This window comes from Aestuariispira ectoiniformans (assembly GCF_025136295.1).
GTDB classification, from domain to species: Bacteria; Pseudomonadota; Alphaproteobacteria; order UBA8366; family Aestuariispiraceae; genus Aestuariispira_A; species Aestuariispira_A ectoiniformans.
This window is the reverse complement of record NZ_CP062788.1, coordinates 3,504,733-3,517,140: the sequence shown is the minus strand read 5'-3', so window position 1 is coordinate 3,517,140 and position 12,408 is coordinate 3,504,733. Positions and strand designations below refer to the sequence as shown.

General features: G+C 56.5%; 13 protein-coding genes. 4 read left to right on the top strand and 9 right to left on the bottom strand.

Annotated features, from left to right (window positions below):
- Positions 1-40 precede the first annotated feature (40 nt).
- A complete protein-coding gene (locus tag IF205_RS16580; RefSeq protein WP_259780467.1) occupies positions 41-1,303 on the bottom strand; it encodes a D-alanyl-D-alanine carboxypeptidase family protein in 1,263 nt (420 codons plus the stop codon).
- 139 nt (positions 1,304-1,442) lie between these two features.
- On the opposite strand from IF205_RS16580, the gene IF205_RS16575 reads away from it, so the two are divergent.
- The 3 genes from IF205_RS16575 (at position 1,443) to IF205_RS16565 (ending at position 3,688) form a co-directional block, all read left to right on the top strand.
- Positions 1,443-2,162, top strand: a complete 720-nt coding sequence (locus tag IF205_RS16575) for a hypothetical protein (RefSeq protein WP_259780466.1) — start codon at positions 1,443-1,445, stop codon at positions 2,160-2,162.
- A 188-nt stretch (positions 2,163-2,350) separates the two neighbouring features.
- A complete protein-coding gene (locus IF205_RS16570; RefSeq protein WP_259780465.1) occupies positions 2,351-2,842 on the top strand; it encodes a phasin family protein in 492 nt (163 codons plus the stop codon).
- 228 nt (positions 2,843-3,070) lie between these two features.
- Positions 3,071-3,688 carry a DUF1013 domain-containing protein gene (locus tag IF205_RS16565; protein ID WP_259780464.1) on the top strand — a complete coding sequence of 206 codons (618 nt, stop codon included), beginning with the start codon at positions 3,071-3,073 and terminating at the stop codon, positions 3,686-3,688.
- Between the two features lie 81 nt (positions 3,689-3,769).
- Here the strand turns inward: IF205_RS16565 and IF205_RS16560 are convergent, their stop codons facing one another.
- The 5 genes from IF205_RS16560 to IF205_RS16540 form a co-directional block, all read right to left on the bottom strand.
- Entirely contained in the window at positions 3,770-5,668 is a 1,899-nt protein-coding gene (locus tag IF205_RS16560) for a propionyl-CoA synthetase (protein ID WP_259780463.1), read from the bottom strand.
- A 237-nt stretch (positions 5,669-5,905) separates the two neighbouring features.
- Positions 5,906-6,646, bottom strand: a complete 741-nt coding sequence (locus IF205_RS16555) for a substrate-binding periplasmic protein (protein ID WP_259780462.1) — start codon at positions 6,644-6,646, stop codon at positions 5,906-5,908.
- Positions 6,647-6,690: 44 nt separating this feature from the next.
- Positions 6,691-7,512 carry a substrate-binding periplasmic protein gene (locus tag IF205_RS16550; RefSeq protein ID WP_259780461.1) on the bottom strand — a complete coding sequence of 274 codons (822 nt, stop codon included), beginning with the start codon at positions 7,510-7,512 and terminating at the stop codon, positions 6,691-6,693.
- A gap of 106 nt (positions 7,513-7,618) precedes the next feature.
- On the bottom strand, positions 7,619-8,245 hold the full coding sequence (locus IF205_RS16545) for a YbhB/YbcL family Raf kinase inhibitor-like protein (protein ID WP_259780460.1): 627 nt from the start codon (positions 8,243-8,245) through the stop codon (positions 7,619-7,621).
- A 285-nt stretch (positions 8,246-8,530) separates the two neighbouring features.
- On the bottom strand, positions 8,531-9,283 hold the full coding sequence (locus IF205_RS16540; protein ID WP_259780459.1) for an SDR family NAD(P)-dependent oxidoreductase: 753 nt from the start codon (positions 9,281-9,283) through the stop codon (positions 8,531-8,533).
- 115 nt (positions 9,284-9,398) lie between these two features.
- Here IF205_RS16540 and IF205_RS16535 point away from each other — a divergent pair, with 115 nt between their 5' ends.
- Complete coding sequence (locus tag IF205_RS16535) at positions 9,399-10,301, top strand: LysR substrate-binding domain-containing protein (RefSeq protein WP_259780458.1); 903 nt, start codon at positions 9,399-9,401, stop codon at positions 10,299-10,301.
- Here the strand turns inward: IF205_RS16535 and IF205_RS16530 are convergent.
- The 3 genes from IF205_RS16530 to IF205_RS16520 are packed head-to-tail and all read right to left on the bottom strand — an operon-like array spanning position 10,298 to position 12,393.
- A complete protein-coding gene (locus tag IF205_RS16530; RefSeq protein WP_259780457.1) occupies positions 10,298-11,077 on the bottom strand; it encodes a metallophosphoesterase in 780 nt (259 codons plus the stop codon). The two genes, IF205_RS16535 and IF205_RS16530, sit on opposite strands and share 4 nt — an antisense overlap.
- A gap of 21 nt (positions 11,078-11,098) precedes the next feature.
- Positions 11,099-11,791 (bottom strand): ligase-associated DNA damage response endonuclease PdeM, encoded by a 693-nt coding sequence (gene pdeM, locus IF205_RS16525; RefSeq protein WP_259780456.1) that lies wholly within the window; start codon positions 11,789-11,791, stop codon positions 11,099-11,101.
- A 41-nt stretch (positions 11,792-11,832) separates the two neighbouring features.
- Positions 11,833-12,393: a PAS domain-containing protein gene (locus IF205_RS16520; protein WP_259780455.1), complete on the bottom strand. Its 561-nt coding sequence runs from the start codon at positions 12,391-12,393 to the stop codon at positions 11,833-11,835.
- Positions 12,394-12,408 lie beyond the last annotated feature (15 nt).

The following is a 12,408-nucleotide window of genomic DNA, read 5'->3' as shown; positions in this document are numbered from 1 at the left end:
TTTTTTATACTTGTGTTTTGTGCGTTTGACTCGCCATGGCCTAGTTCTTGTTGAAGGCCAGTTTGTCCAGGGATTCGGGAGGTACCGGAACACAGGCCAGTTCCGTGGTCTCAACGGCGTCACAAGCATTCCGGGCCTGGGGCTCGGTAAAGCCGACCAGTCGTGCCTGATAGAGGCGGCCTTTCTTTGACGAGACGGCGGAGATCATGATCTGGGCGTCACTGGTGATCGGGCGGATTTGCGCGGCAGCGAGCCGTGCGGCCTGCTGGGCGCGGATCTTGTGGCGGAAGGCGCCAACCTGGATGCCCCAGGCTACCGGCGTCTCAAATACCTCGATATCGTTGTCCTGCGGCAGTGCCTGGTCGTCAGGCGTGCTCACGTCTACAGCCGCGGTTGTCACTTTGGTGAAGGGGTTCTCGGTCGGCTGTACACCGGCGATCGTTGTCGGCAGGGCGGACGGGCGTTCCGGCGGGCGGATTGCGGCAATCTGGATTTTGTGGAAGGACTTCGTTAGCAGCTTTTTCATCTGGCGGTCGCGGCTTTTGCCTGTGCGGCCGCCGAAGACCACGCCAATCAGGTGCCGCCCGTGACGTTTGACCGATGCCACCAGATTGAAGCCGCTGGCGCCGATATAGCCGGTCTTGATACCGTCTGTGCCTTCATAATGACCCAGCAGCTTGTTATGGTTGGAATAGCGGCTGCCCTTGTAGCTGAAAACCCGTGTGCCGAAATAGCGGTATTTGTCCGGGAAACGGTTGTATATCTGTCGCCCGAGCTGGGCCATATCCCGCGCGGTCGTCCGCTGGCCCTTGGCGTACAAGCCTGATGCGTTTTTGAAGGTTGTCCGGGTCATGCCCAGTTCGCGGGCCTTGGCGGTCATTCGTTTTGCAAAGTCCGCCTCGGTACCTGCGATGGCTTCGGCGAGAACGACGGCAACGTCATTGGCGGATTTGGTGACCAGGGCGAGAATGGCATTTTCGACTGTGATCGTCTGCCCGCGGCGAAGGTTCAGCTTAGATGGCGGCTGACGCTGCGCCCGGCGGGAGACCTTCAGGCGCTGGTTCAGTTTCAGACGCCCTTTCTCAAGCTCTTCGAAAGCGATATAGAGCGTCATGATTTTTGTGAGCGAAGCCGGATAGTTACGGACATCAGCGCTGGACTGATGGAGGACCTCACCCGTGTCTGCATCGACGATTATGTCTGCATAACGGCGTGCCGACGCATCAGTTGCGGTGAAAGTCAGTGCGGCGCAAATAATTGTAATAAAAATTGCCGCCTTTGCTTTGATCGCCAAGTCTAACATGAATAAATCACAGGTTTTTGTTTTGAAGATTCAAGCCCAAATCGTTGGTGATTGTAATGAATCACGCTTGTTTCGTCTAATAAAAATCACCACTTTGATGCATAATATCCGTATGCAGGTTTAAAATTAGGTAAAGACAATGAAGATTAAGCTTTTCCAACTGATCGTGGCTATGTCGGGAATTTCGGTTTTATCCGCCTGTACGTCGAGTGGTGAGATCGACAATATCTTCAAGCGCAAGGCCACATGGGCCAGCTTTTTAAGCGGTGAGGATATTGCCCGGGCCTGTGCGGAAAACAGCGGTACTCACATTCGCTTCACCTATAACGGCAACCGCGCAAAGCAGGTCAGGTTCTACGATCTTGTCGGTATGGGGGAAGGCTGGGACCTGCGCAGCCGTGTCCTGGAGGCCGGGGTTCCGGTCAAAGCCATGACCATGGGCGAAATCATGGCGGCTCCTAATCCCGTCGACAAGTCGCGCCGTCTCTCGGAAGCACAGGCACAGGCCGTGCTGAGTGGCCTGAAATCCGCGATGACCAAAAAGGGGGTTCGGCCCGGAGAGCGCATTTTCAGCCCCAGCTATTTCTGGTTGGCGGCATCCTGCCAGGACGGGGTCTTCACCTTCCGTGCCTGGGACTATCCGGATCGGGGCTTCGCAGATGCGGAATTCGCACCATATCTCTTTGACTATGATCCGATTGATATCCCAGTTTCTCAACCGAAGGGCGACCAACGTATCACGCCGATTACCTATGGACCCTTTAAAAGGGAGTTGGATAACTTCGAACATTATGAGCTTTCCGTAAAGGAAAGCCGCGTTATCCTTGGGCAAACATTCCCTCCTGACCGTAACAAATAAGCCAAAAAAGGAAGGTTTCGAATAAAATTGTGCAGTGCAGCAAAATATCTCTTGAAACTGTCATAAAACTGTTCCATATTAAGATTACTAATTGTGCGTCGCACAACGCGTAAAAGTGGAACATGCGTTGATGGAATGCGACTTGGGCAGACAGATGCCCCGAACAGTTTCAAAACAGGAGATGTGGTATGACCGCTGCAAAGAAAGCAACCGCTGCCAAAGCGGAAGCGAAGCAGATCAATGATGCGGTCGCGGTTGGTAAAGAGACCGTCGAGAAGGCGGTCGCCGCGACCAAGGAACAAGTCGAGAAAGCCTCTGACGCTGCCCTGCGCGGCTATGATGAGCTGGCGACCCTGAACAAAGACAACATGGATGCCTTTGTCAAAGCCGCCAACATCATGTCCAAAGGCGTTGAGGATATGGGCAAGGCCTATTGGACCTTTGCACAGTCTTCTGTTGAAACCGGTGTTGAGGCCAGCAAGGCAATGATGGGCGCACGTACCATCACGGACGTGATCGACATTCAGACCGACCTGATGCGCAATGCGGTGGACAACGCCATCGCGGAAAGCACCAAGCTGACCGAAATGGCGTTCCAGGTAACCAACGAATCCGCTGCACCGCTGCAGAAGCGCTATGCCGTGGCTGTGGAAAAGGCTGCGAAGCCGGTCGCTCTGTAAATCAGAGGCGATAGAATGCGAAAGGGGCGGGCCGTATGGCCTGCCCCTTTTGGTTTTTGGGGGCGTTCAGTGGTAAAATAGACACGATTTCTTTTGCTGGTGGATAGGGGGCATGCTATAAGCCCTTTTATCCCTGACAATTTTTGTCGTGTGACCGTGCCGCGGACGGCGCGGGTTTCAGCATTGGGAAAACGCGTTTAACATAGAGAGCAAATGGGGACGTAATCCATGACCAAGCTTCTCATGCCCAAGGCCACCGGGGTCTGGCTGATCGACAACACCATGCTGACCTTTGAGCAGATTGCCGACTTTACCGGTCTGCACAGCCTTGAGGTTCAGGCACTGGCCGATGGCGATGTGGCGCCGGGCATGCAGGGAATGGACCCGGTTCAGAATGGCCAGTTGACGGCTGAAGAAATCAAGCGTTGCGAAGGGGATTCGAACGCACGGCTGAAAATGGCCAAAACGGACATTCCCCAGCCGGTCGTTCGTCACAAGGGCCCGCGCTATACGCCGGTTTCCAAGCGTGCGGACAAGCCCGATGGCATCGCCTGGTTGTTGAAATTCCATCCGGAACTGAACGACACGCAGATCGGTCGCCTGATCGGCACGACCAAGCCGACGATTGCCGCGATCCGCGACCGGACACATTGGAATTCCCCGAACCTGAAGCCGCGCTCCCCGATTGAACTGGGACTGTGCAGCCAGATTGATCTGGCGACCGAAATCCAGAAAGCCATCAAGGCGGGCCGTCAGCCCTTGGAAGAGCTGCCGGCACCGGAAGAAGATAACGAACCGATGTTCGGCAAGCCCGATGCGGGCCCGACCTGGGAAGGGTTGGAATAAGCCGTCCGGCATTTCAGACGTGACGAAAAAGCCCCGGCCGGTGCCGGGGCTTTTTTAATTGAACAGATCGCCTTAGGCTGGTTAGTCGCCGTAGCCAATGCTGCGCAATCCGTCGCTGATCTCGTCCAGGATAGCCGGATCATCGATCGTGGCAGGCATTTTCCATTCTTCGTGATCTGCGATCTTGCGCATTGTACCGCGCAGAATCTTGCCGGATCGGGTCTTGGGAAGGCGTGGTACCACCAGTGCCTGTTTGAAGGCCGCCACGGGGCCGATCTGTTCCCGGACCATCTTCACGACTTCCTTGACGATATCATCCTCTGACCGGTCGACGCCGGCCTTGAGAACCATGAAACCCAGGGGAAGCTGACCTTTGAGCGGATCGTGAACGCCAATGACCGCGCATTCGGCCACATCGGGATGGGCGGCGAGGACTTCCTCCATCGCACCGGTCGACAGGCGGTGTCCGGCCACATTGATGATATCGTCGGTGCGCGACATGACAAAGATATAGCCATCGTCATCCATATACCCTGCATCTCCTGTCTGATAATAGCCGGGATATTCCGCAAGATAGGCGTCGATGAAACGCTGGTCCGCTCCCCAGAGGGTGGGCAGACAGCCCGGCGGGAGGGGCAGTTTGACGCAAATGGCACCCATCTGGCCACGGGGAAGTTCGTGCCCGTCGGTATCCAATATGCGGACATCATGGCCGGGAACGGCCCGCGTCGGCGAGCCCGGTTTGACGGGCAGCATTTCAATGCCCATGCAGTTGGCCGCGATCGACCATCCGGTTTCCGTCTGCCACCAGTGGTCGATGACCGGCACGCCCAGTTTGCTCTTAGCCCATTCCAGTGTGTCTGGATCACAGCGTTCGCCTGCCAGGAAGAGCGCGCGGAAACAGCTCAGGTCATAATCGGCTAACAGCTTGCCGTTCGGGTCTTCCTTTTTGATCGCCCGGAAGGCAGTCGGCGCGGTGAACAGCGTGGTCACGCCATGTTCCTCGATCACACGCCAGAAAACACCGGCGTCCGGCGTGCCCACAGGTTTGCCCTCGAACAGGATGGTCGTACAACCGTGCAGCAGCGGGCCGTAGACGATGTAGGAATGACCCACGACCCAGCCCACGTCCGATGCGGCCCAGTAAACCTCGCCCGGTTCCACATCGTAGATATTCTTCATGGACCATTTCAGGGCTGCCATATGCCCGCCATTGTCCCGCAGCACGCCTTTCGGCTGGCCGGTGGTGCCGGAGGTATAGAGGATGTACAGCGGATCGGTTGCCGCCAAGGGCACGCAATCGACGGGCGTTGCGGCATCCATGGCCTCTTTCCAGTCCAAATCCCGTCCGGCGGTCAACTCACAGGTTTCCTGTTCGCGCTGGACGATGACGACCTTCTCCACATGGCCGGGGGCCTGCTCCAGGGCGGCGTCCAGCATTGGCTTATAGGAGATGATCCGGCCCGGCTCGATCCCGCAGGAGGCGCTCAGGATGACTTTTGGCTTGGCGTCTTCGATACGGGTCGCCAGTTCATGCGGGGCGAAGCCGCCGAAAACCACCGAATGCACAGCGCCTATGCGCGCGCAGGCAAGCATTGACACTGCCGCCTGCGGGATCATCGGCATATAGATGATGACGCGGTCGCCCTTGGTAACACCGAGGTCTGCCAGCATCCCGGCACAGCGCGCGACCTTGTCCTGCAACTGGCTATAGGTGAGTGTCTTTTTATGGCCGGTGATTGGGCTGTCGTAAATGATCGCTGCCTGATCGCCGCGACCGTTTTCCACATGGCGGTCTACTGCGTTATAGCAGGTGTTGCATTCCGCGCCTGCAAACCATTTGTAAAAGTGAGGGGCGCCACTGTCGTCGAGGACCTTGTCCCACGGTTTGTACCAGTCGATCTCCTGGGCGACATCGGCCCAGAATTTTTCGGGGTTCTCCAAACTTTCCGTATAGATTTCGTCAAAACGACGAGCCATGAATTTGCCTCCCGATGCTTGGTCAGGGTCTGCGCGTTTTCTTGCGCGCGTTTCAGCTGCCCTGTTTATTCTACTGGAGTCCGCTTTGCCTCAATGTTGCACCGTTTTCCCTCTCGTTTTTCGTAGGGAAATATTTGAACGAGCAACGACCCGTTATTGAAAGGTAATATCTGGAATCTGGATTGTCTGCAACAAAAACATACGCATGCGTATGGTGATGTGATTTGGCAAAGATAATCAGTTGATGGTTTCGTTGCCTTCGGGCGGGATTTCACCAATCTCGTCCAGGGCTGTCCGGAATGCGCTGACAATGGCTTCATCCGTTTTTGCATGAAAAGCGGCATAGAGCGGCCTTGAAATTGCCGGCAGGTCATAGAGAGGAACGACATCTTTGGGGGCGTGGTCCAGTTTGAGAAGGCGGAAATACATGGATTCCACATCCGATGGCATAATATCCAACCGCCCCCGCAGAAGCATGCGCACGCCGTTGTCTTCGTCTCCATAGGTCTCTATGGCAACGCCGTTGTCGGTGAGATAGTTTGTCTTCACGTCGTTGATCAGGCCGCCCACGCGGTAACGCTGCAGGTCTTTCAGGCTGCTGACCTGTATGTTCGCACGATCCGTCCGCCGGAATAGTTTTACGTCGTAATGGACGATGCGGCCCACCCATTTGAATTTTTTCGCGCGGTCCGGCGTCCTTGCAACGGAAAACAACAGCGCACCCGGCGTGGTCAGGCCAATGCGATAGGCGCGGGACCAGGGGTAAAGCTCAATCCTTTTTTGGATGTTCAGCTTTTTCAGGATTGCGCGGATTTTGTCGACGGCAACGCCGCGCAGCTTGCCGTCCTGCCAATAGCTGTATGGTGGAAATTCGGCGGCTACGATCCGGACCTGCGTGAAATCGGCAGCCTGGACGGTGGCCGGGCAGGCAAGGAACAGGATAAGGGCTGCGGCATAAAGCAGACGTGAGATTTTCATGGATTGCGCTTGTTTTCTATTTTTATGATTTTGACGGAATGGTTCTAGTCAGGATTGTACCTCCCTTCGCGAGACTCAAGAAGATATTGTTCGATCATCCCTTCGTCTCGCAGGGTTTTGAGCCCCTCGTTGAACAAGGCAATCAGGGTCGTGGACGCTTTTTTTTGCCTGGGCATCAGCAGATAGGTGTAACTGGAAAAGAACGGCTGGTCGTGTTGGGTGAACAATTGCGCGGTTTCCGGCGGGTAGTTTCGATTGATGATGTAAAGCCCCACGTCCAGAACTTCCGGCACAACGTCGATGCGGCGCGCGAGGAGCTTTTTATAATTTTGTTCGTCGTCTCCGACGAATTGCACCTGAAGGTCGCCCGATTTGATCAGGTCATAGAATTCTTTGGTGTAAGTATAACCGTGCACGGCTCCAATTCTTAAGCTTTTCAGGCTTTTCAGATCGGTCCAGTCGAATTTCGTCTCTTTCAGGTGAAACCAGACCACCGTTTCCTTGAAAATCGGATCGCTATAGACGTGGAACTGCCGCCGTTCTTCGGAGTCGTACCATTGCGCCGTTCCGTCGACCTCTCCGGCTTTCGACAATTTATAGGCGCGGGCCCAGGGATAGAATTTGATATGCGCCGTCACCCCCTTCAGTCGGAAGGCTTCGGTTATAATGCGGGGAATGAAGCCGCCATATTTAAAGGTGCTGGAATTAAACGGGGCATATTCCCCCGTGGTGATGGTTATCTCCCGCGGGACGGCTTGATCCGCCTCAGCGGAAAGGGGGAAGAGGCACCCCAGACCTAGAAGAACTACGCCAACGACGGAAGGGGACAGGAACTTTTGTCGTGGAAATCCGGGGAAACTATGCATAGGTGCTTGCCAAAAGCCTCCATCTCGTCCCCCACAATTAGATTGCTATCATACAGGCAAAGGTGGATATCTGGCAATTGCCCTGGTAACCGCTGCCCCTTTGTCTTCAATCCTCCGATGCGGGATTTAGGCTGTATGTGCCCGACCAGCGGGCCTTGTCCAGGATATGGCCTTCCATGGCTGCAATCGCTGTCGGGCCGGTAAATTTGTCTCCCAGGCCCAGCGTTTCCACATCCAATGCAAACAGGGTGAAATGATAATGATGGACAAGCACGTCGTTCCAGGGCGGGCAGGGGCCGTCGTAACCGCCGTAATAGCCGCCCATGTCCGGGTCACCGGCGAACCAGTCCGTGTAGGAATTGACGCCGGCGATCCCCTCGGGCATGGGGCCGAAATGCTTGCCTTTGGGGGATACGCCGTTTGATACCGCCCCTTCCTGAATGCCCTCCAGGGTGACCGGGATATCAACCAGAACCCAATGGTAGAAATCAACCCGTGGCACTTCCTTACCGACCACCTTGCCTTCCTTGTTGACGTTGTCGGGCCGGGACGGGGCATCCGGGTCGTGACAGATCAGGGCAAGGGATTGCGTGCCTGATGGCAGGCCGCTCCAGGTAAAGCCGGGGTTCCAGTTATCGCTCAGGGTAACATGGGTTTCCGGATCAACTTTGCCAAAGGCATATTTCTCCGGAATGATGCCGCCATTGGCAAAGGCTTTTGTTTCCAGTTTCATGGCTTTCCCCCGATTAGTCATCGCTGCTTGTGATTTCAGGATGGTAGGCCAAACGCGTGTGGCTGCATAGAGGGGATAAAGGCAAAAAAATGGGTCGCGCCGAATGCTGGGTGGGGAAGCGCGACCCTAATAGGGAATGTTGGCGGTGTAACCCGTAACGGGATCTGGTGAACCGTTGCGGGGAGCTCGCATAAAGAAGACTAATCGCAGGGCATGACCGTTTGATGACGCATGGGTGACATCTGCCTTACGTCGGATTGCACACCCTGATCCGCACGGGATCTATCACAAGGTCTGACCGTTTTCCGCCTTGATGTTCTGGCCGGTGACCGACTGTGCCGTCAGGAGCATAAGCGTTGTGTCGGCGATGTCCTCCGGGGTTGAGATACGTTGCAGGGGAAGGGTGCCGGACAGGGCGTGCATCTTATCTTCATCGCCTTCCCACCATCTGGTCAGGACCGCGCCCGGCATGACTCCGTTGACCCTGACCTGCGGGGCAAGTGCCCGGGCCAGCGACTTTGTGAGGCCATGCATTGCTGCCTTGGAAACGGCATAGGGGATCGATGAGCCATATCCCGTTTCACCGGCGATACTGCCGATATTCACAATTGCGCCTCCGGGGCCCGCCTTAAGGTAGGGGGCGGCGGCGCGGCTGCAAAAGAAGGCGCCTTTCACATTGGTGGCATAGAGACGGTCCCAGTCATTGTCTTCAATCGCATCGAGGTCGTCGAAGGGAAGCTGTTTGGTAATGGCGGCGTTATTGACCAGATAGTCGATCCCGCCGAAGGTTTCCACGACTGAAGAGATCATCGCCTTCACCTGACCGTCCTGGCAGACGTCCGCCTGCAGCGCCAAGGCCTGACCGCCGGTCTCCTTGATGGTGCTGACAGTATTTTCCGCATCTTGCCGACTGCGGGAATAGACGATTGCAACAGATGCACCGTGGTGCGCCAGGGTCAGACTGATCGCCCGGCCGATACCTGTGCCGCCGCCGGTTACAACGGCGACCTTTCCCGAGAGGTCTATCGCCATGCTCATTGCTGTAGTCCTTTCAGATAGTGATGTGGCTTGACGAAGACTGAATAGCAGGAGATTAATCTCCATAAAATTTGAATTAATTGACATATCTGTTTTATAAAAGTGGACTATCAGAATGGTTCAAACCACCTATGATCTGGATGTTCTTCGCAGTTTTGTTGCTGGCGTTGATCTGCAAAGCTTTGCAAAGGCGGCGGACCGCCAGGGGCGCTCGACATCTGCTATCAGTGCGCAGTTGAAGCGGCTTGAACAACAGGCGGGCGTTCCCCTCTTTCGGAAGGCGGGACGGGGACTTGCCCTGACCGAAGCGGGGGAGATGCTCTTGTCCTATGCGCGTCGGCTGCTGGACCTCAATGACGAGGTGGTGATTGCCATGCTGGGCGCGGCGGCGGAAGGCGTGTTACGGATCGGCCTGCAGCATGACTTTGCGGATTCCCTGTTGCCGAAAATATTGGGGCGTTTCGCGCGGGCCCATCCCAAAGTCAGGATCGAGGCCGAAATTGCCCGCAATCATGAGCTTCTGAAGCATGTATCCGAAGGTGATCTGGATTTTGCCCTGGCCTGGGAAGACAGGGAGGCCGCTTGTCCGGATGGAGAGGCGATCGGTTTGCTGCCGATGTGCTGGATCGGGGCGGGAGATGGTCAAGCCTTTGCGCCGGGCCGCGACGGGGAACCAGTCGCGCTTGTTGTTTATGATGACCGTTGCCGGTTCCGGCAGGCGGCGGTCTGCGCCCTGGATAGTGTCGGCCGTCCCTGGCGTATCGGGCTGACCAGTCCGAACCTGTCGGGAATCTGGGCAGGTGTTTCCGCAGGGTTGGGGATCACCGTACGTACGGCCTTCGCACTGCCAACGTCCGTTAACGCTCTCGATGGTCCGCTGGTAGGCCTTCCTGCACTCCCCGCCCTGAACCTTGCCATTTATCGCAGTAATAGTCGGCTTGCACCGGTTGCAGAACAGTTGATTGCAATTGTGAAGGACGAGATCGGCAACGCGTCCGCGTCAATCACTTCGGCCTAGATATCTATGACGCAGTTGTCCTGGAATGGGTTCACCGGATCGCTGCTGCCCGGTTCAAACTCGGTGCCCAGTTGATTGGCAAAGACGCGTGTTTCTCCGATCCGGTAATCGACGGTCATATGCGTGTGACCATGTATCCAGAGGTCCGGCTGGTAGGCCCGGATCATATCTTCCAGGTCCGCCACATAATAGGGGACATAGCGGCTGTTTTCGTATTTGGGGTGGACGCTGCGCCGAGAGGGGCCGTGATGCGTGACGACGATGGTGCGTCCGTCAAACGGCTGGGCCAAGATGTGCTGCAACCAAGTGCGGTCCCGCTCGAACAGAGATACAAAATCCACGGGGGCCAACGGTTTCCCATCCCGCGTGATATCCGTGTAATCGCTGCTCCAGTCCTTCACAAGCGCCATAACCTCGCCGGCAGCGACCCCATCGGGTTCCATGCAGGCAAAATCAGTCCAAAGCGTACAGCCGATCAGGCGGACCGGACCTTTCCCGTCTTCAAGGATCACCACGTCACGGGCAAGCAGTGTCGATCCGGTTTCCTCGGCCTCGGTGCGGAACAATCCTTCTGCCTCGTCGATATCGAGGCCGACACAATCATGATTGCCCAGAACTGCCACGATGGGGTGCCCCAGCAACGCCACGGTTTGCCGAATGCCGCCAAGGCCGTCGTTAATGTCGCCGGGAACGATGAACAGGTCCGCCTCCAGGGTCCGGGGCGGCGTCCATTGGTTTCGGTTCAGGTGAAGATCACTGAAGATGGCAAGGCGCATGAATGGAATCTCTTTTACAGATCAGGCCGCCCGGTCGCCGCGTAGGCTGCGGCTGGCGATAGGGTGAATTTTGGTCTTGCCGATGACATGGGCGGTGAAACCCTTCGGGTAATGGCGGGAAATCGCAGGGTCCAACACATTCAATCCACCCGTGTAGGCCCCGAATGAAGGCAGGATCAACCGGCGGCCGTCTTCGATGAAACAGGGGCGGGACAGGCTCCGCCCACGTTGGTTGATTTTTGCTTTGGGGTGAAAGTGGCCGGTAATCTCCCCGTAGACGCGTTTCTTTAATGCCTCATGCTGAAAGGTCAGGTTGCCTTCCTGTAACTGTTCCCGGATGGTGCCGCCGACGCTGGTCGGCGGTTGTGGGTCGTGGTTACCGGCAATCCAGACCCAGTCGTGGCGGGCAACAAGCGCTGCGAGACGATCGTGGTCCTGCTCGTCCAGCCGGTCGAAGGCAGTCTGGTCGTGGAAACTGTCGCCCAGACAGATCACGCGCTCCACCGGATATCGTGCAAGGGCCGCTTCCAGCCGGTTGAGGGTTGTCCGGCTGTCATAGGGCGGCAGGAAAACCGCCCGCCGGGCATAGCTGGTGCCCTTTTCAAAATGCAGGTCCGCCACCACAAGCGTGCGCCTTGCGGGCCAATAAAGCGCGCCGCTCAGGTCTGCCACGAGGGCGATGTCATTCAGGGTGATCGGGTGGCTAGCGGTCATGGTTTTATTGGACCGGGATTCCCGGGCGCTGACAAGGGGGCTCAGCGTTCATCGTCACGGACGGCAAACAGGCGGAGTTCGTGGATCATGTCCGGCTGGACCTGCCACAATGATTTTTCCAGTTGCTTGGTCGATTCCACACGCTGCCCCACCAGCATCTTGTTTACTGTGTGACCGTCTTCGGAGAGCGGCAGGAACAGCCGCCGGGCAAAGCGTACACCATGGGATTCGGGATGTTCATATTCATATTCGCTGTATAGCGGCTGGCCCAGACTGGAGGCATTGCTGAAAAGCTTCGTGATATGCGTGCCATAGGCGCTGTCGCCCACCTGGTCTTCCAGATAGGTGCGGGTCGGGTCTGTCCCAAAGGCCACCTGCGTACCGACCAGCCGGAACCAGTGCTTCTTTCGGCCATCGGCATCGATATGGACATCGACCATCATGATATGGGGCAAGAGGGAAACAATTTCCGAGGGGTCAATATCCGCCCGTGAAGGCATGGGACGGTCACCACGTCTGCCGGACCAATAGTCGTATAATTTCCGTAAGGCGGGATCGGAAATCTCGCTGCTGGATCGGGCCGCTATCGGGTTTTCATGCATTTTCACGCGCCTTGA

Bases quoted from the DNA above. Each gene is read 5' to 3' on its own strand.
- IF205_RS16580 (WP_259780467.1), bottom strand. From the start codon at position 1,303: ATGTTAGACTTGGCGATCAAAGCAAAGGCGGCAATTTTTATTACAATT.
- IF205_RS16575 (WP_259780466.1), top strand. From the start codon at position 1,443: ATGAAGATTAAGCTTTTCCAACTGATCGTGGCTATGTCGGGAATTTCG.
- IF205_RS16570 (WP_259780465.1), top strand. From the start codon at position 2,351: ATGACCGCTGCAAAGAAAGCAACCGCTGCCAAAGCGGAAGCGAAGCAG.
- IF205_RS16565 (WP_259780464.1), top strand. From the start codon at position 3,071: ATGACCAAGCTTCTCATGCCCAAGGCCACCGGGGTCTGGCTGATCGAC.
- IF205_RS16560 (WP_259780463.1), bottom strand. From the start codon at position 5,668: ATGGCTCGTCGTTTTGACGAAATCTATACGGAAAGTTTGGAGAACCCC.
- IF205_RS16555 (WP_259780462.1), bottom strand. From the start codon at position 6,646: ATGAAAATCTCACGTCTGCTTTATGCCGCAGCCCTTATCCTGTTCCTT.
- IF205_RS16550 (WP_259780461.1), bottom strand. From the start codon at position 7,512: ATGCATAGTTTCCCCGGATTTCCACGACAAAAGTTCCTGTCCCCTTCC.
- IF205_RS16545 (WP_259780460.1), bottom strand. From the start codon at position 8,245: ATGAAACTGGAAACAAAAGCCTTTGCCAATGGCGGCATCATTCCGGAG.
- IF205_RS16540 (WP_259780459.1), bottom strand. From the start codon at position 9,283: ATGAGCATGGCGATAGACCTCTCGGGAAAGGTCGCCGTTGTAACCGGC.
- IF205_RS16535 (WP_259780458.1), top strand. From the start codon at position 9,399: ATGGTTCAAACCACCTATGATCTGGATGTTCTTCGCAGTTTTGTTGCT.
- IF205_RS16530 (WP_259780457.1), bottom strand. From the start codon at position 11,077: ATGCGCCTTGCCATCTTCAGTGATCTTCACCTGAACCGAAACCAATGG.
- pdeM (WP_259780456.1), bottom strand. From the start codon at position 11,791: ATGACCGCTAGCCACCCGATCACCCTGAATGACATCGCCCTCGTGGCA.
- IF205_RS16520 (WP_259780455.1), bottom strand. From the start codon at position 12,393: ATGCATGAAAACCCGATAGCGGCCCGATCCAGCAGCGAGATTTCCGAT.